Source organism: Desulfovibrio sp. UIB00 (genome assembly GCF_022508225.1).
Lineage (GTDB): Bacteria > Desulfobacterota > Desulfovibrionia > Desulfovibrionales > Desulfovibrionaceae > Desulfovibrio.
In genome coordinates this window covers 171,735-189,788 of the sequence record NZ_JAETXJ010000007.1, presented here as the reverse complement: position 1 = coordinate 189,788, position 18,054 = coordinate 171,735, and the positions used below count along the sequence as shown (strand labels likewise).

Annotated in this window: 15 protein-coding genes and 1 riboswitch; of the genes, 6 read left to right on the top strand and 9 right to left on the bottom strand. The window is 58.1% G+C overall.

The genetic code is table 11. The annotated features are described in order from the left end of the window. Positions 1-10: 10 nt before the first annotated feature. The 4 genes from dsrB (at position 11) to ribB (ending at position 3,588) form a co-directional block, all read left to right on the top strand. Positions 11-1,156: a dissimilatory-type sulfite reductase subunit beta gene (dsrB, locus tag JMF94_RS12100; protein ID WP_192112559.1), complete on the top strand. Its 1,146-nt coding sequence runs from the start codon at positions 11-13 to the stop codon at positions 1,154-1,156. Positions 1,157-1,216: 60 nt separating this feature from the next. Further along, positions 1,217-1,453 (top strand): dissimilatory sulfite reductase D family protein, encoded by a 237-nt coding sequence (locus tag JMF94_RS12095; protein ID WP_240825370.1) that lies wholly within the window; start codon positions 1,217-1,219, stop codon positions 1,451-1,453. A gap of 539 nt (positions 1,454-1,992) precedes the next feature. Further along, the gene (amrA, locus tag JMF94_RS12090) at positions 1,993-2,568 is read left to right on the top strand and encodes an AmmeMemoRadiSam system protein A (protein WP_240825368.1); all 576 of its coding nucleotides are present in this window, start codon (positions 1,993-1,995) and stop codon (positions 2,566-2,568) included. Between the two features lie 81 nt (positions 2,569-2,649). Further along, positions 2,650-2,800: riboswitch (FMN riboswitch) on the top strand. A gap of 116 nt (positions 2,801-2,916) precedes the next feature. Beyond that, positions 2,917-3,588, top strand: coding sequence for a 3,4-dihydroxy-2-butanone-4-phosphate synthase (gene ribB, locus JMF94_RS12085; RefSeq protein WP_240825367.1), 672 nt, complete (start codon positions 2,917-2,919; stop codon positions 3,586-3,588). Positions 3,589-4,013: 425 nt separating this feature from the next. On the opposite strand, the gene JMF94_RS12080 is transcribed toward ribB, so the two are convergent. The 6 genes from JMF94_RS12080 to panC all read right to left on the bottom strand — a co-directional run bounded on the left by JMF94_RS12080 (position 4,014) and on the right by panC (position 10,782). Further along, positions 4,014-4,646 carry a CatA-like O-acetyltransferase gene (locus JMF94_RS12080; RefSeq protein WP_240825366.1) on the bottom strand — a complete coding sequence of 211 codons (633 nt, stop codon included), beginning with the start codon at positions 4,644-4,646 and terminating at the stop codon, positions 4,014-4,016. A gap of 83 nt (positions 4,647-4,729) precedes the next feature. Then, positions 4,730-6,970, bottom strand: a complete 2,241-nt coding sequence (locus tag JMF94_RS12075; RefSeq protein ID WP_240825365.1) for an ATP-dependent RecD-like DNA helicase — start codon at positions 6,968-6,970, stop codon at positions 4,730-4,732. Continuing rightward, entirely contained in the window at positions 6,967-7,278 is a 312-nt protein-coding gene (locus JMF94_RS12070; RefSeq protein ID WP_240825364.1) for a helix-hairpin-helix domain-containing protein, read from the bottom strand. The genes JMF94_RS12075 and JMF94_RS12070 overlap by 4 nt, the downstream gene beginning before the upstream one ends. After that, entirely contained in the window at positions 7,275-8,372 is a 1,098-nt protein-coding gene (gene aroC / locus JMF94_RS12065) for a chorismate synthase (protein WP_240825363.1), read from the bottom strand. The genes JMF94_RS12070 and aroC overlap by 4 nt, the downstream gene beginning before the upstream one ends. A gap of 348 nt (positions 8,373-8,720) precedes the next feature. Further along, complete coding sequence (gene metK, locus JMF94_RS12060) at positions 8,721-9,893, bottom strand: methionine adenosyltransferase (RefSeq protein ID WP_240825362.1); 1,173 nt, start codon at positions 9,891-9,893, stop codon at positions 8,721-8,723. Between the two features lie 40 nt (positions 9,894-9,933). Then, a complete protein-coding gene (gene panC, locus JMF94_RS12055; RefSeq protein WP_240825361.1) occupies positions 9,934-10,782 on the bottom strand; it encodes a pantoate--beta-alanine ligase in 849 nt (282 codons plus the stop codon). Between the two features lie 152 nt (positions 10,783-10,934). On the opposite strand from panC, the gene JMF94_RS12050 reads away from it, so the two are divergent. Beyond that, positions 10,935-11,504 (top strand): hypothetical protein, encoded by a 570-nt coding sequence (locus tag JMF94_RS12050; RefSeq protein WP_240825360.1) that lies wholly within the window; start codon positions 10,935-10,937, stop codon positions 11,502-11,504. Between the two features lie 136 nt (positions 11,505-11,640). On the opposite strand, the gene JMF94_RS12045 is transcribed toward JMF94_RS12050, so the two are convergent. Continuing rightward, entirely contained in the window at positions 11,641-13,884 is a 2,244-nt protein-coding gene (locus tag JMF94_RS12045; RefSeq protein ID WP_240825358.1) for a sensor domain-containing phosphodiesterase, read from the bottom strand. Positions 13,885-14,056: 172 nt separating this feature from the next. Between JMF94_RS12045 and rimO the strand changes: the two genes are divergently transcribed. Then, the gene (rimO, locus tag JMF94_RS12040) at positions 14,057-15,385 is read left to right on the top strand and encodes a 30S ribosomal protein S12 methylthiotransferase RimO (RefSeq protein WP_240825357.1); all 1,329 of its coding nucleotides are present in this window, start codon (positions 14,057-14,059) and stop codon (positions 15,383-15,385) included. 120 nt (positions 15,386-15,505) lie between these two features. Here the strand turns inward: rimO and JMF94_RS12035 are convergent, their stop codons facing one another. Both JMF94_RS12035 and JMF94_RS12030 read right to left on the bottom strand, forming a co-directional pair. After that, positions 15,506-16,393 (bottom strand): flagellin, encoded by an 888-nt coding sequence (locus JMF94_RS12035; RefSeq protein ID WP_240825356.1) that lies wholly within the window; start codon positions 16,391-16,393, stop codon positions 15,506-15,508. Between the two features lie 723 nt (positions 16,394-17,116). Continuing rightward, positions 17,117-18,004: a flagellin gene (locus tag JMF94_RS12030; RefSeq protein ID WP_240825355.1), complete on the bottom strand. Its 888-nt coding sequence runs from the start codon at positions 18,002-18,004 to the stop codon at positions 17,117-17,119. Between the last annotated feature and the right edge of the window lie 50 nt (positions 18,005-18,054).

The window sequence follows — 18,054 nt, the reverse complement described above, 5'->3', positions numbered from 1 at the left end:
GGAGAAGAACATGGCTTTTATTTCTTCCGGGTACAATCCCGCAAAACCGATGGAAGGCCGCATTACTGACATCGGACCCCATAAGTATAATGAATACTTCCCGCCGGTGATCAAGAACAACTTCGGCAAGTGGCTCTATCACGAAATTCTGGAGCCTGGCGTGCTCGTGCACGTGGCCGAAAGCGGCGACAAGTGCTACACCGTCCGCGTGGGCGGCACCCGTACCATGTCCATCACTCACATCCGTGAGCTGTGCGACATCGCCGACAAGCACTGTGGCGGCTACCTGCGCTGGACCACCCGTAACAACATTGAATTCATGGTGGACAGCGAAGCCGGCATGAAGGCCCTGCGCGACGACCTGAACAGCCGCAAGTTTGACGGTGGCTCGTTCAAGTTCCCCGTGGGCGGCACCGGCGCTGGCATCAGCAACATGGTGCACACCCAGGGTTGGGTGCACTGCCACACCCCCGCGACCGACGCCTCTGGCCCGGTTAAGGCTGTGATGGACGCCGTGTTTGAAGACTTCAAGTCCATGCGTCTGCCCGCCCCCGTGCGCATCGCGCTTGCCTGCTGCATCAACATGTGCGGCGCCGTGCACTGCTCGGACATCGGCCTTGTGGGTATCCACCGCAAGCCCCCGATGGTCGACCACGAATGGGCTGACCAGCTCTGCGAAATCCCCTTGGCCGTGTCTGCTTGCCCCACCGCCGCTGTGCGTCCCACCAAGGTGGAACACAACGGCAACAAGGTGAACTCCATCGCCATTAAGGAAGACCGCTGCATGTACTGCGGTAACTGCTACACCATGTGCCCCGCGCTGCCCATCTCGGACGGCGAAGGCGACGGCGTTGCCATCATGGTTGGCGGCAAGGTTTCCAACCGTATCAGCATGCCCAAGTTCTCCAAGGTCGTTGTGGGTTACATCCCCAACGAACCGCCCCGTTGGCCTTCGTTGACCAAGACCGTGAAGCACATCGTTGAAGTGTACGCGGCCAACGCCAACAAGTACGAACGTCTGGGCGACTGGGCTGAACGCATCGGCTGGGAAACCTTCTTCAAGATGACCGGCCTTGAATTCACCCACCACCTCATCGACGACTTCCGTGATCCCGCCTACTACACGTGGCGCCAGAGCACGCAGTTCAAGTTCTAGGTATAGCTTGTTTATCAACCCCGGCGGCGCTTTTTGCGCCGCCGGGACAGGAGACTCACCATGGCTGACGACAAAGACATTGTTGTTGAATTCCTGAATAGCAAATCTGGATCCAAGTCCAAGTTCTACTTCAAGGACTTCCTTGATTTGTTCCCCGACAAGGGACCCCGCGACGTGAAGAAAATCCTCACCAAGCTGGTGAACGAAGAAGTGCTGGAATTCTGGTCTTCCGGTTCCACCACCATGTACGGCATGAAGGGCGCGGGCAAGCAGTCTGCCGCTGAAGGCGAAGATTAGCAGCAGACCGCATTGGCCCAGTGTCTTTGCTTTCGGCTGCGCCAAAACGCGCTTTTTATTACGGATGAGCACCACGTGTACGCTCCCTGCATAAAAAGCGCGTCTTTGTTGCCGACTGCCCTCTGCTGCTGGCCGATGTCGTCTGGCAGATTTCGCCAGAATGCCTCAGGTTTATTTGTCGGGATTCTTATCTCGAACGGCAAGGACATGCCTTGAAGCATGCGCCTTCGCAAGGTGCGTCAGCCTTTGCGTGTAAGCCTCAGCAAGTTATGCCGCAACGTGAGTTGTGGCATTTCTTGCTTACCGAGGGAGACTCCTATGCTCCTCCGGCCTCGGCTCTGCTTAAACGCAACGGCAGGCTGGCCTACAGACGCTTAGCTGAAAGTCACAAGGCATACGTGGCAGCAGCCACTCTCCCTCTTGATCACAAAGGCTTGCTCTGCGCGGGTATTCCCCGCAATCTGTGCTGAACGGGTAAACCTGTATGCCGGGTCTGCCCTGTTTCGCTTTCACGCCCTGTTTGTTACGCGGGAGGCAGAATGAGTATTGCATTTTCCCTGTCTGACACTGAAAAGCAATTTTTGTCGCATCAGGCCCGCATGTCCATAGAAGCCGGATTGGCAGGAAAAAGCGTGACGGATGCTCCGCAACCTTCTGCCGGACAATTTGCACCAGAAAGTGCCCTGTGGCGAACGCTTGGGGCTTTTGTAACCCTGAATATGGGTGAGAGGCTTCGCGGTTGTATTGGCAATATTGTGGGGCGTGAGCCGTTGTATGCGACTGTGTGGCATATGGCGCAGGCTGCGGCTTTTGCAGACCCCCGTTTCCCCGCGTTAACGCTTGCCGAATGGCCGCATGTCGCCCTCGATATTTCCGTTCTGGACGAGCTCAGTCCTTGCCCCGGCCCGGACGCAGTGGAGGTGGGGCGGCACGGCCTTGTGCTGGTCTACGAGGGGCGCAGCGGCGTGTTCCTGCCGCAGGTGCCCGTGGAGCAGGGGTGGGATAGACGGGCGTATCTGGACAATCTGTGTCTTAAGGCTGGTGTGGCTCTTGGCTCATGGAAGCTGCCGGGGGCGCAATTGTTCTGGTACGAGGCCACTGTCTTTGCGGCCTGAGTGCTGTCTGCATAATCACGCGGGGGCAGCGACAGCTGAACCTGATGCTTGCACATGCCTCTTCCGGGGTGTAAGCTGTACAAGATTTCTCAGGGCGGGGTGAAAGTCCCCACCGGCGGTGATGCGGCGGCCAGCAGGCTTCCGCCAGCCCGCGAGCGCCCAGTGTTTGGGGTCAGCAGATTCGGTGAGAATCCGAAGCCGACGGTTATAGTCCGGATGGAAGAGAACGGTTTTTTGCCGCTCACAGCAGCGGTGCGTCCTTTATTGGAAGGCGCACTTTGTGTTGCGGCCCGTCCACGCCCTGATGCACCATCTCCCGGCAAACAAAGCCGGAAACAGGAGAACGGAATGCATCAGTCCTCATTATCCCTTGCTTCTTTCGGCACCTCTGAAGAACGTGTTCGCGCTGCTCTTGCCTCATTGCGCAAAGGCGGCGGCGTTTGCGTTGTGGATGACGAAAACCGCGAAAACGAAGGCGACCTCATTTTCAGCGCGCAGCATATCACGGTGCCGCAGATGGCTATGCTGATCCGGCATTGCAGCGGCATTGTCTGCCTGTGCCTCACGGACGATCATGTGCAGCGTCTTGACCTGCCCATGATGACCGACCACAACACCAACACGCAGGGAACTGCCTTTACCGTCACCATTGAGGCAGCCACGGGCGTTACCACGGGTGTTTCCGCCGCTGACCGCGTCGCCACCATCAAGGCCGCCGCAGCGCCCGATGCCAAGCCCGCCCATCTGCGCCGCCCCGGCCATGTGTTCCCCTTGCGGGCACGCCCCGGCGGCGTGCTTGAACGGCGCGGGCACACGGAAGCCACAGTTGACCTCATGCGTATGGCAGGCCTTGAGCCCTGCGGCGTACTTTGCGAGCTGACCATGGATGACGGCGAAATGGCCCGCCTGCCCGAAGTTGCGTGCTTTGCCCGCGCCCACAACATGCCTTTGTGCAGTGTGGAAGATATTGCTGCGTGGAGGTTGGCTATGGGTGATCTGCATCTTGCCGCCAGTGCTTAATTGATGGCCGCGCTGGATGCGCCTTTTGCCCTCTGGCTGCGTCAGGAGCGCTTTGTATTTCGGTCGAGTACCTAAGAGTACACTCCCTGCATACAAAGCGCTCCTTCCTTGCCAGAGAACAAAATGCATCATGCAGCGCGGCCATCAAGGTTATGCGCAAAAACCCTGCTTTCCTTGTCAGCGAACAAAATCCATCGCGCGGGAAGTCAAGAAGCACATTGCCAGAGAACAAGGTGCATCATGCAGCGCGCCCATCAATGGTCAGCTAGCAAAGTCCATCGCGCGGCAAAGCATAAGAAAAAGACTCCCTGCGCATACTAAGCAGCTCACTCGCGCATAGCGCAGGCAAGTCTGACCTCATGGAAAAAAAGATAGCCCGGTTCATGGAATGAGCCGGGCTATCTTTTTTACTGGCGCTGTCGCGATCAGCTGAAGTATTCGTGGGGGGATTCGATGATTTGTGTAAAGAGCTTATAAAACTCAGCCAGATGTATTCCGTCAATAAAGCTATGGAGCGCTTCAATGGAAATGGTGACATTCCCTGCGTCATCTTTTTTGCCAAAAAGAATTCTGGGCACGCTGTCGATCCACGGATCACCCCAGGGATTTGTTGCTGAAAGTATGGGAATGTCTGGCACGCAGCTAAAGTAGATCAAGCTTTGCACGTCGCCGCCCTTGGGGCAAAGCGTTGGATTCTGGTCGGCAATAGCCCGCGCAGCACTGATATTGCTGCTGAAGACGGAAAATTTTGGGTCAAATTTCGCAACGCAGTTGCAATGCAGTTTTCTGCCCTTGGGGATGTAGGTAAACGCCGCATCAATGCGTTCAAATTCCGCAGGGCGCAAATTGACTATGCGCTGTCTAAATCCTGCAACACCATGAACGGCAAGCATGGCGGCAAAATAGATACAATCCGTAAGCCGAAAGCCATTCTGAGCTTTTATTTCACACAGCCTTGCAATATTTGCTGAAAAAGAAACACTGAAGCATGGGTTTCTGCGCGATTGGAAAAAACTGAAATGCTCGTTTCTTTCCCATGAGTCATCAAGGTATTTCATAATGAATCCTGGTCGGCACTGTTTCTTTAAAATCCGCAGTGCAAACGGGCTGGAGTTTCAGAACGACAATTTGTGCCCCCATGCTACTCCACAGGCGCGAGGCGCTGGGCCAGCCGGGTGAAGCGCTTACGGGTCTTGTTGTTTTTGACAGCCATGTGCAGGGCGCGGGATTCGCCCACCAGAATGACCAGTTTTTTGCCGCGCGTTACACCCGTGTAAATAAGGTTGCGCTGCAAAAGCACATAGTGCTGCATCATGACGGGAATGACCACGGCGGGGTATTCCGAGCCTTGCGACTTGTGGATGGAAATGGCATAGGCAGGCGCGATTTCATCCAGTTCATCAAATTCGTAGGGCACAACGCGCTCGTCAAAGGTGATGCTGAGGGTGCGTTCGCGCACGTCCATAAAGCTGATGCGTCCCATGTCGCCGTTAAAAACGTCCTTGTCGTAGTTGTTGCGTATCTGCATGACCTTGTCGTGCAGGCGGAAGCAGCGGTCGCCACGGCGCACTTCCACGCCGTGGGGGTTCAGGGCTTCCTGAAGGCAGGCGTTCATGCGGCCAGCACCCACTGCGCCCTTGTGCATGGGCGTGAGCACCTGGATGTCGTCCACCGGGTCGAGGTTGAAACGCCGGGGAATGTGGTTGCGCACCAGATCCACAATGAGTTCCGCAGCTTTTTCTGCATCGTTCTGATGTATAAAGTAGAAGTCCGAGAGCCGCTCCTTGCTCGATTCAAGCGAGGGAATTTCGCCACGGTTGATGAGGTGGGCATTGCAGATGATTTCGCTCTCCGCAGACTGACGGAAAATTTCGGTCAGTTCCACAACAGGCACAACGCCGGAGCGGATAATATCTGCAAGCACGTTGCCTGGGCCTACCGAGGGCAACTGGTGCACATCGCCTACCAGCACAAGGGTTGCGCCCAGCGGCACAGCCTTGAGCAGGTGGTAGAAGAGCAGGGTGTCCATCATGGAGGCTTCATCCACCACAAGGAGACCGCAGGCGAGGGGATTGTCCTCATTGCGTGCAAAGCCGTCTTCCTTGGGGCTATATTCCAGCAGACGGTGGATGGTGCGCGATTCGCGGCCAGACGTTTCAGACATGCGCTTGGCGGCGCGGCCTGTGGGGGCTGCCAGCAGTATGCGGGCGCGCACCTCGCCAAAGAGCTTGATAATGGCGTTGATGATGGTGGTTTTGCCAGTGCCGGGGCCGCCGGTGAGCACCATCATCTTGCTGCGGGCGGCGGTGCGCACGGCCTCAAGCTGCTCTGCCGCGAGGGAAATGTTCAGTTCGCCCACAACCTTGTCCACCAGCGCATCCGGCTTTTCAAAACGCACGGATTTGGGCGAGCGTAAGAGGCGCTGAATGTAGAAGGCGGTTTTTGACTCGCAGTGGTGGTAGCGCCGCATGTACACGCCGATTTCGCCGGGGGCGTCGGGCATATCCAGCTCTTCGCGCACAATGCGCTCATCGGCTTCGAGCGCGGCGAGGGCATCCTCCACAAGGCCTTCGTCAACGCCGATCTGGGCGCAAACGGCCTCGGTCAGCTCCGCCTGCGGCAAATAGACGTTGCCATCGTCCGTGGCTTTTTGCAGCACATAGAGGGTCCCCGCCTGTACACGCAGGGGGTTGTCGTGCTCAAAGCCCAGCTTGCTTGCGGCGGCGTCAGCGGTAACAAAGCCGATGCCGTGGATATCCATGGCAAGGCGATAGGGATTCTCGCGCACAATGGCGAGCGCCTCAGCGCCGTAAGCGCGGTAGATGCGTACAGCGTAGGCCGGTGTAATACCGTGGGGCTGCAAAAAGAGCAGCAGGTCGCGCATACCCCGGTGCTCGGCCCAGGAGGTGCGGATGCGGTCAAGGCTCTTGCTGCCCACGCCGCGCACCTTGAGCAGGCGCTCTGGCTCTTCGTCAAGAATACGGATGGTATCCGTGCCAAAGGCTTCGACTATGCGCCCGGCCATTTCTTCGCCAACGCCCTTGATAAGGCCCGAGGCGAGATAGAGGCGGATGCCCTCGCTGGTGGCGGGCAGCATTTCATCGGCGTTCTGAAACTCGATCTGGCGGCCAAAACGGGGGTTGTTGACCCAGCGCCCCGATACCTTGAGCTGCACGCCCGCTTGCGGGTTGACCATGTGCCCGATGCACGAAACAGGGTCGCGTGGTCGGGTGAGGCCAGCGTTGCCGTTGCCGCTGTTCACACTGGCGGGCAACAAACGCAGCACAGTGTAGCCGTTTTCTTCATTGTGGAAGACAACGCGCTCCACCGTGCCGGTGAGTTCAACGGAATCGGGATCTTGTAAAAGGGGCAGGTTGCTCATGCACTCGCCTTGTCAGCAATCCTTGGGCTTGTTGCAGCCTTGCGCTGCCGCGACCACCAGAACCAGTTGCGCTGTTCATCAGAAAGTTCCGGGTTCTTTGCCTGGGCAACAGCGCAATTGAAAACATCAAGACAGCAGATATCAATTTTCCGGCCTTTGATGCGGCACAGTTCATCATACAGGGCCTGAGGGTCGCACCCCGCCAGGGCGGAAATATCCGCAACGCCAAGCAGGCGCAGGTCTTCAATGGTTGCCGGGCCAACAGAACGCAGGGCGTTCAGAGTGCGAGCATCGGCCTTTTTGTTCACAGGGCCAGCCCCATGCGCTGCTGGAGCAGCAGGGCATCGGCAAGGGCCAAAGCTGTCATGGCTTCCATAACCGGCACTACGCGCGGGATGGCGGCAAGGTCGTGTCGTCCGCCAATGAGCACGGAGGCGGCGTTGCCTTCCTTGTCCACGGTCTGCTGGGTAACGGCTATGGATGCGATGGGCTTGACCGCAGCGTGCATCACAATGGTCTGTCCACTGGAAATGCCACCCAGTATGCCCCCTGCATGGTTGGAAGCAAAGCGGGCCTTGCCGGGCTGCGCCGGGTCGGCGGGGAGCAGGGGGTCGTTGTTCTGCGAGCCATGCAACTTGGCCGCGCCAAAACCTTCGCCCACAGAAAAGCCTTTAACCGCGCCAATGCTCATGATGGCGTGGGCCAGCACAGCCTCCAGCTTGTCAAAAACGGGCTCGCCAAGACCTGCGGGCACATTGCGCGCCTCAATGCGCACAATGCCTCCCAATGTGTCGCCCGCTTTGCGGGCGGCCAGCACAACCTGATCCCACAGGGAGGGCATGGCCTCGGTGGCGGCGCAGTAGGGGCGGTTGCGGGCATTGTCCAGGTCAAGGGTTGCCCAGTCCTGCACGGCGGTTCCGCCCAGTTCCACGCAGGCGGCCATGATTTTTACGCCACGTCGTTCAAGAATCTTGCGGGCAATGACGCCGCCAGCCACGCGGGCTGCGGTCTCGCGCCCAGAGGAGCGCCCGCCGCCTCGATGGTCGCGTATGCCGTTGTACTTCTGAAAATATCCCCAGTCTGCATGGCCGGGGCGGAAAACTTCGGCCAGATTGCCGTAGTCGTGCGAGCGCTGGTCTTCGTTGGCGATGTAGAAGGCAATGGACGTGCCGGTGGTCATGCCCTCGTACACGCCGGAGAGCAGGCGAACCGTGTCCGATTCCTTGCGCTTGGTGGCGGTGGGGCCCTGACCGGGTTTGCGGCGGTCAAGCTCGGCCTGAATGTCGGCCTCTGTCAGGGCCAGGCCAGCCGGGCAGCCGTCAATGACGCCGCCAAGGCCCACGCCGTGGGATTCGCCGAATGTTGTCAGCCGGAGGGCCTGTCCGAATGTATTGCCAGCCATGTGCTACCTCGCCTTCACTACAGCATTTTTAGTCGCTCACAAGGGGCATTGCCAGCGTAATGCATCGCGGCTGGCCCTTTGTGGCGGGTGTCTGCTCGCGCAGACTACGGGCAGTTCTAGGGTGAATCTGCTCAGAATAGCGCCGGAGCGGCGCGGTCAAGTGAACCAGTATAGGCAAGGGCGAGGCGGCTTGCAACTCGTGCGGATGAAAGGGATATTTAGCCGGAATTTAAGGCGATCAAAAGCATGTAGCCGGAATATGCGAGCAAAAAAAATGGATAAAATAAGGTGCAGAAAACCCAGCAAGGAGTTTCCTGCACCTCAAAAGGGTGAATATGCAGGCTCGCGCTACACCTTGGCGGCGGTACGCAGGTCGGCTACGGCGTCAGTCTTTTCCCAGGTGAATTCCGGCAGTTCGCGGCCAAAGTGACCATAGCAGGAAGACTTCTGGTAGATGGGGCGCTTGAGATCAAGGCGCTTGCTGATGAAGTAGGGGCGCAGGTCAAAGACTTCGCGCACGGCCTTGGTCAGCAGTTCGTCCGGCAGGTCGCTGGTGCCCTGCGAGGAGACAAGCACGCTGACGGGCTGGGCCACGCCGATGCAATAGGCGATCTGCACTTCGCATATGGGTGCGAGGCCAGCGGCAACAACATTTTTTGCAATGTAGCGGCCCATGTACGCGCCGGAACGGTCAACCTTGGAGGGATCCTTGCCGGAGAACGCGCCGCCGCCGTGGTGACCGCTGCCGCCGTAGGTGTCCTGAATGATCTTGCGGCCTGTGAGGCCGCAGTCGCCCATGGGGCCACCCACCACAAAACGGCCCGTGGTGTTGATGAAGATTTCGCAGGCCTTTTCGTCAAAATAGCCGGAGGGTTCCAGGATGGGGCGAATGACGTGTTTTTTCACGGCTTCGGCCACATCAGCCTGGCTGGCGGTGGCGCTGTGCTGGGTGGAGACCACCACGTTGTTGATACGCACAGGCTTTCCGTCCTGATATTCAAAGGAAACCTGGGTCTTGCCATCGGGACGGAAAATGTCCACCGTACCGTCCTTGCGCACTTTCGCCAGCTGCTGCGAAAGCTGGTGCGCCCAGTAAATGGGGGCGGGCATAAGGGTGGAAGTCTCGTTGCAGGCAAAGCCAAACATCATGCCCTGGTCGCCAGCGCCCTGATCTTCGGGCTTTTCGCGCAGCACGCCCTGGGCAATGTCGGGCGACTGGCGGCCAATGGCGTTGATAACAGCGCAGGTCTGCCAGTCAAAACCCATTTCTGAGCTATTGTAGCCAATACCCTTGATGGTCTCGCGCACCACATGGGGCAGGTCGGCGTAGCCGCTGGTGGTAATTTCGCCAGCGATAACAGCCATGCCTGTGGTCACCAGGGTTTCGCAGGCCACGTGGGCGTTGGCGTCCTGTGCCAGCAGGGTATCAAGAATGGCATCGGAAATCTGGTCGGCGACCTTGTCGGGGTGGCCTTCAGTTACAGATTCTGAAGTGAAAAAGTATTTGCCCTTGGTGTGCATATGAATCTCCTTGGGCGCTCGCGTCAGTGCGGCGCGGGTTTTAGGGTCGCAACAGAATATTGTCGATAAGCCGGGCCTTGCCTATGCGCACGGCACAGGCCATGAGCGCCGGACCGGTGACTTCGGTGAGCGGAGTCATGGATTCCGGGTGAACAATACTGAGGTAGTCAAGGCGTCCCATGGGCAGAAATTCCGCCCAGCGGCGCAGCACCGCCTCGCGCAGCAGCTTGACGCTGGTTTCACCGCTCTGGGCCAGTTTTTGGGCGTAGAGCAGGGCCTTGCGGATCTCTGGAGCATGGGCGCGTTCGTCCGGGCTGAGATAGACGTTGCGCGAGGAAAGGGCCAGGCCGTCAGCTTCGCGCACGGTTTCGCGCGTTTCAATGCGCACAGGCACATCAAGGTCGCGCACCATGCGGCGCAAGATAGCCTGCTGCTGCCAGTCCTTCTGTCCAAAAACGGCGACATCCGCGCCGGTCAGCATAAAGAGCTTGAGCACCACGGTGCATACGCCGCGAAAGTGCACAGGCCGGGTGAGGCCGCACAGGCCACGGGAAAGTTCGGGAACTTCCACCCATGTGGCGTGGTCTGGCGCGTACATGGTATCGGGCTGCGGCATGAACAGCGCGTCCGCCCCATGACTGCGGGCTATGTCCGCGTCGCGCTCGGCATTGCGGGGATATGCTTCCAGATCCTCGCCAGGGCCAAACTGGGCAGGGTTGACAAAAAGGCTCACCACCAGGCGTTTCGCCTGCGTGCGGGCAAAGGCCATGAGGTCTTCGTGCCCCTGATGGTAGTAGCCCATGGTGGGCACCAGAGCGATATCGTCTCCGGCGCGGTGCCAGGCCTTGCATTGGGCCGCCAACTCTTGGGGATTTGTAAATATCTGCATATCAAGGTATTGTGATATTGTTTGTGAAGGCTCTTTTATACACGTGAGGCAGCAGCTTGTAAAGAAAGACCTTTGCAAAAGCAAAAATGCTGGCGGGGTGGAAGGCTTGACCCTGGGTGTTGCTGTGGGCATAACAACCAACGGGGGTATTCATGCTGAAACCGTTTTATCAGGGCAAACTGGACACTTTTTGCGCAATTTATGCAGTGCTCAACGGCTTGCGGCTGACCCACACCATCAGGGTTCTCAAGGCGCGCGACATTCTTAACGAAACCCTGATGGGCCTGGCGGCCTCGCCTGAGGCCTTCCGTGCCGTTCTGGAGCAGGAAACTGACTATTGCGGACTGGTTGACGGCATGCTGCGCATCCAGAGCCGTTCCTTCCCGCTGGAAGTGCGCCAGCCATTTACAGATGAGGACGACCCCTCTGTGGATCAGGTATGGGAATGCTGCCGCACATGGCTTGCGCCGGGCAGCGGCAGGGCTGTGATTTTTCGTTTTCTGCGTCACATCACCCCGGATGGCCCGCCTGTGAACCGACACTGGACAACCGCCGACTCGCTGACCGGTGACGTGCTGCATCTTTTTGACTGCAGCCACGAGGCAGAAGCCATCCTGAACGTGAACAAGGACAGCTTTGTGACCCGTGCGGACGACATTTGCGAAGGCAAGCTGCTGTATATCCAGCCGCATACCATCCGCCTGCTGCGTCTGCCGCTGTAACCGGGGCAAGCCCGCGACCATGCATGCCGGGCATGCCAGATATGCTGAGTCAGCAGGTGCAGCGTCAGCACTGCTGTAATTTGACGGTTTGAATCTGTGTTGCCGGGGCGTGGGCGAGAAGGCGTGGCGAAAAGAATCAGTATTCCTTGATGGGAGCTTCCGTGCTTATGGGCAGTCCCAGACGGATGGCGTCTTCCTTCAGTTGCGGATGCACCCAGAAGGCCTTTTCCTGCACAAAGCTGAGCACTTCAAACTCCGCCGTATCCACTGGCCGGGAATAGTAGAAGCCCTGAGCGCAGTTGCAGCCGCTGTTGAGCAAGAAACGGGCGTGTTCCTTGGTTTCCACACCTTCGGCCACAATGGACATATCAAGGTCGCGCGCCAGAGCTATGGTGTTGCGGGCCACAATCTGACCGCGTTTGTTGGTGGTGCCGTCGCTGATAAAGGCCCGGTCAAGCTTGACCACGTTAAAGGGCAGGTCGCGCAAGGTACTCAGCGATGAGTAGCCCGTGCCGAAATCGTCCATGGAAAAAACAAATCCTGCGGCCCGTAGTTCGTTCATAAGGCGTTTCAGCCTTGGCTCATTGGCAAAAAAGGCACTCTCGGTCAGTTCCAGCTCAAGCATGTGGCGTGGCAGATTGTACTTGTTCAGGAGGCTGACGAGCTTGTTGGGCAGGTCGTCATCGTTAAAATGCAGACGCGACATGTTCACAGAGATGGGCATGGGTTCGTAGTGCTTATCGATCCATGTGCGCAGGGTCTGGCAGGTCTGATCCCAGATGTACGAGTCCAGCCGCACAATAAAGCCGTTGCGTTCAAAAAGGGGTACAAAACGTCCGGGCAGGATAAGCCCGTCTGTGGGGTGCTGCCAGCGCACCAGCGCTTCTGCTCCCACAATGCGCCCGCTGGAAATCTGCACCTTGGGTTGCAGAAAAAGCCTGAACTGGTGTTTTTCCAGCGCTTCGTACATCTGGTCAGTGATGTAGCTTTCATCATGCAGGCGTTTGCGCAGGGCATCATCGTAAAAGGCAAAGTTGACAATGTCGCTGCCCTTGACCGTCTTCTGCGCCAGATAGGCCCAGTCGCACAGAATGTGGGCCGGGGTGCGTGAGTTTTCCACAGGGCAGATACCAAAGAACAGCTTGACCCGAAAGGTGTCGGAATAGTGATCCAGACGCAGAGAAAGGTTTTGGATGAACTGTAGCGTCCGCTCGTTGCCGCCTGTGAGGCAGACGGCAAAAACATCGGCGGTGAGCCGGGCAAAGATTTCCTTTTCAGGAATGAGGCGCTGGCGGATCAGCCGGGCAATGCCCCTTAGCAGGCGGTTGCCCTCTTCAAGCCCAAAAGATTCGTTGATGGCCTTGAACCCGGCCACGTCAAACCGCAATACGCAGTACTGCTCGTTGGGCCGGTTTTTGATGAGCTTGTCTATTTTTTCAAAAAATGTCTGGGTGTTGAACGCGCCTGTGAGAGGGTCGTGCTCTGCGCGCAGGCGCAGGGCCTGCTCGGTGCGCGTAGCTGCATCCACGTCGTTGAGAGTGCCGATGTAACGCTCTTCCGACTCCCCGTCGTCAAGCTTGGTGTAGGTGATCTTGCACCAGATGTACTGGCCGTCGCGGCGGCGCAGGCGAATGGTCGTTTCGCCAGAGCGGATACCCAGAGCAAGGCGTGCCAGACAGGTGTCAAAGGGTTCCATGTCGCCCGCGTAGAGGACATCGTCTTCACGCCACACGTCAAAGGGATTGCGCCCGTCATATTCGCCCGCCAGCAGTTCGGGAATCCTGTGGCTCAGATATGTCAGATCTGTGCCGCTCCATTCAAAAACCAGGGTGCGGGTGTGATCCACCACTGCCTTGTAACGCAGGGCATCCAGCTTTTGCCGGCGCAGCATTTCGTTCTCATGGGCAATGTCGGCCGCAATCTTGTGGTTTTCAATGTCTTCCGTGCAGACAATATAGGTCTGTTCCCCGCCGTATTGGGGTGCAGGAAAGGCAATAATGCGCACCCATCGGTACAAACCGTTGAGGGCCTTCTTGCGGATGTCTTCCGCAGCAAAAAGAGGAGTCTGCGCCAGCATCTGCCGCAGGCTGCCCTGAGAAAAAAACGCCGCAAAACGTGGTGCGTCGTCGGGGTGAACTCTCTCGTCAAGCTCTCGTCTGAGCGTTTCGGCAAGGGGCTGGTCCAGGGGCATGCGCGCAAAGTGACCTTCCCCGTGGTACAGTTCGCGGCAGGTATCCCTCTCAAAATCTATAAGCAATATGTCACCGTAGACGCTCTGCAAGGCGTGGGAAAGGCAAATTTCCTGGGGAGATTCCGCAGGCGGCTTTTCCCCGGATTGGGTAGCCGATATGCTGAGGTTTGCAGGGTCCGCGTTTTTCATTTTTATGTTCCGCCGTGCGGCATTACATTTGTGTATTAGCCTGTTAGACAACAGATTAGATCTAGCATCTGTGTTATCGTTTTGCAAATTGCCGGGCTGGACACGCCCGGTTTGAAGAATGGGGTCTGGCCTCAATGATGACAAGCGCCCCGCCCCTCTGTATTGTGCCTCCATGACACGAGCTATTTTTCCTCATTCCCTGAAAGTATGGTCGCTGAGCCTTGGCTGCCCAAAAAACCGCGTGGACAGTGAGCGTCTGCTCGGTTCGCTTGGGGTCGCCGTGCAGCATGTGGAACACATGGGCAAGGCGCGTCTGGTTTTCATCAATACCTGCGGATTCATCGACCCTGCCGTGCGTGAATCCGTTCGCGCGGTTGTGGACGCCATCCAGAGGCTTGAAAAGTGCAAGGTCAAGCCCCTGCTGGCTGTAGGCGGCTGTATGGTGGGGCGTTATGGCGCTGCCGACCTGGCAGCGGAACTGCCGGAAGTGGACGTGTGGCTACCCACGGGTGATCTGCCGCGCTGGCCAGCCTTGCTGGCAGCAGCCCTGAACCTGCCCGAGCCTCCTGCCCGTATCCCCGGCGGCGGCAGATTGCTTTCTACCGGCCCTTCGTACGCATGGCTCAAGGTGGGCGAGGGGTGCAGGCACAAGTGCGCGTTCTGCACCATTCCTTCCATCAGGGGCGGCCTTAAATCGCTGACCGCCGATGATATTGCCGAAGAAGCCAGGGCTCTGCTGGCTCAGGGCGTACGCGAGCTTGATCTTGTGGCGCAGGATCTGACCTCCTGGGGTGTTGATCTTGGGCTCAAGCACGGCCTGCCCAGCCTGCTTGAAAAGCTGGTGGGGCTTGAGGGCCTCGCCTGGCTGCGCCTGCTCTACCTGTACCCTACAGGCGTGACGCCGGAGCTTTTGCGTTTTATCAGAGATTGTGGCGCGCCTTTGCTGCCCTATCTGGATATTCCCTTGCAACACGCTCACCCTGATGTGCTGTCGCGCATGGGTCGGCCTTTTGCGGGCGACCCCCGGCGCGTACTGGATACGGTGCGCTCCGTGCTGCCCCATGCGGCTTTGCGCACGACCTTTATTGTTGGCTATCCTGGCGAAACGGAAGAGCATTTTGAAAGTTTGTGCCGTTTTGTAGAAGAAAGTCGCTTTCAGCATGTGGGCGTGTTTGCCTATCAGGCAGAAGATGGCACCGTGGCGGCAACATTGCCCGATCAGGTGCCAGATGAAGTTAAGCAGTGGCGTAGGGATTCTCTTATGGAAATTCAGGCCGACATCAGCAACGAGCTGCTCTCCGCGCAGGTGGGCGGGCGCATGCAGGTGCTGGTAGATGCCCCGCATCCCGACTGGCCGGGGCTGCACAGCGGGCGCGTGTGGTTTCAGGCGCCGGAGGTGGACGGCATCACTTACGTGAGCGGGCCGGGCGTTGCGCCCGGAGCGCTCGTGGAATGCGATATAGTGGAAAATACGGACTATGATCTGACCGCACTGGCCTGAACCAGCGAGAGCGCGCTCATCTGGCCTCCGGAAGAAACATCTCCGCAGCAAAATATCCCCGAAGGGCGAACCCTTCGGGGATATTTTGGGATACGTGCTAAAGCACGCCCTCAACCAGCGTTAACCCTGGATAAGCTGCATGGCCATCTTGGGCATGCTGTTGGCCTGCGAGAGCATGGCCACAGACGACTGGGTGAGGATCTGATTGCGGACAAACTTCGTCATTTCCGTGGCCACGTCCACGTCGGAAATGCGGGATTCAGCCGCCTGCAAGTTTTCAGCCTGAGTGGTGAGGTTGGAGACGGTGTTCTCCAGGCGGTTCTGCAACGCGCCCAGATGTGCCCGGATCTTGTCCTTGGAAACCACCGCGTTGGTGATGGCCACAAGGGCCTTCTGCGCCGCTTCCTGGGTGGAGATGGTTGCACCGGCCCGTCCGACGGTCGTCTCATTGCCTACACCAAGGGCCGAGGCTGTGCTCGTGCCGATCTGGATGTAGTAATAGTCTTCCGCCGAGTCGTTGGCAGTACCGAAGTGGACCTTCATCTTGCCGGTGGAGGTCATCGTGCTGCCCACATGCGTGTCACCGGACAGATTGCCGTCCAGCAGGTGGATGCCGTTGAAGTCCGTGGCGTTGGCGATTCGGGTAATTTCCGATGCCATGGCCTGGTACTCCGATTCGATCATCAAGCGCTGGGTGGAGTCATAGGTACCGGTGGAAGCCTGTTCTGCCAGTTCCTTCATACGGGTCAGCTTTTCGTCGATGACGCCCAGGGCGCCGTCGGCGGTCTGAATGAGGGAAATGGCGTCGTTGGCATTACGCACGCCCTGTTGCAACGCCTTGATATCCGTACGCATCAATTCGCGAATGGCGAGGCCGGCGGCATCGTCGGCAGCGGAGTTCACGCGCAGGCCTGTGGACAGACGCTGGGTCGAAGTCGCCAGGTCGCTGTAGTGCGAGGTCAAGTTGTTGGCAACATTGGAAGCCATTGAGTTGTTATTGATATACATGACATTCCTCCATGAATGTTCTGTCTGCCCGGCGGCGCACTATGCGCGCCCGCGTCCATGCGGACTGCCGCCGTTCATCCCGCAAGGAGCGGGGAAAGAGTTACCAAAGGCCAGACTGGTATCGGCAGAGCCGACCTAGGCTGGCAGCCTTAAACGACAGGCGCTGTTGCCTTTCTGATTCGTGGCTTCAGAGAGGCAATATTTGCCTGAAAACCTGCACTCCGTTTACAGCAGGATTCATGCCAGAGATCGCAGCGTTACGCGTCAATAAGCTGGCGGCTGGTGCGCCAATGGTAGCCTGCTGCAGGCCTCGCAGTAAAAAAATATACAAATATCTATATGATGCGAATTTTTGGGGTATGCTGCTGCGGCAAATCTTTTTTGCTTGCCCACGGCTATCCCGCGTAAGGAAAGCCTTGGCAGAACAGGTGGGACATCGCATCGTTTTTTGAACGAGCGCAGAAATGTTGACGGGGCATGCGCGCAAGAGGCAGTCGCGCAAGAATGGAAATGGTGAAAAGGAAGGGCTGTGCATGCTGAAAAAACTGCTGCGGCAACTGTGCCGGTGCAGAATTTGCCGAAGCTCAGCAGATAGCAGGGTGCAAAAAAGCCGGGTCGCGAACGACCCGGCTTTCATCAGAAACTTGTTGGTTGTGGCCTTAAAGCTCTCCCCAGCCTCTTGGCCGGTCCTGGGCTATTGCCCTCCACCACCTGGTTTTGCCGCTAGCCGGAAATCAGGTTCAATGCCAGCTTAGGCATGCTGTTGGCTTGCGAGAGCATGGCCACAGACGACTGGGTGAGAATCTGGTTGCGGACAAACTGCGTCATTTCCGTGGCCACGTCCACGTCAGAAATGCGGGATTCAGCCGCCTGCAGGTTCTCGGCCTGAGTGCTCAGGTTGGAGATTGTGTTCTCCAGCCGGTTTTGCAGCGCGCCCAGGTGCGCCCGGATCTTGTCCTTGGAGACCACGGCGTTGGTGATGGCCACAAGTGCCTTCTGCGCCGCCTCCTGAGTTGATACCGATCTGCCGGCGGAAGTGGTGGCAGCCTGATTGCCTACACCAAGGGCAGAGGCGGTGCTCGTGCCGATCTGGATGTAGTAGTAGTCTTCCGCCGAATCGTTGGCTGTGCCAAAGTGTACCTTCAGCTTGCCAGTGCTGGACATGGTGCTGCCTGTGTGCGTGTCGCTCGACAGGTTGCCGTTCAGCAGGTGGATGCCGTTGAAGTCCGTGGCCGTGGCGATTCGGGTAATTTCCGAAGCCATGGCCTGGTACTCCGATTCAATCATCAGGCGCTGGGTGGAGTCATAGGTACCGGTGGCTGCCTGTTCTGCCAGTTCCTTCATACGAGTCAGCTTTTCGTCGATGATGCCCAAGGCTCCGTCGGCGGTCTGAATGAGGGAAATGGCGTCATTGGCGTTACGCACGCCCTGTTGCAGGGCGGCGATATCGGTACGCATGAGTTCGCGAATGGCCAGACCGGCGGCATCGTCCGCAGCGGAATTGATGCGCAGGCCGGATGACAGCCGCGAGGTAGAGGTTTTCAGGTCGTTGTAGTGCGAGGTCAGATTGTTGCCTACTTGCGAGGCCATGGTATTATGATTGATATACATACATTCCTCCATGAATGCTGTATGTCACAGGCGGCGCGAAATGCCGACGC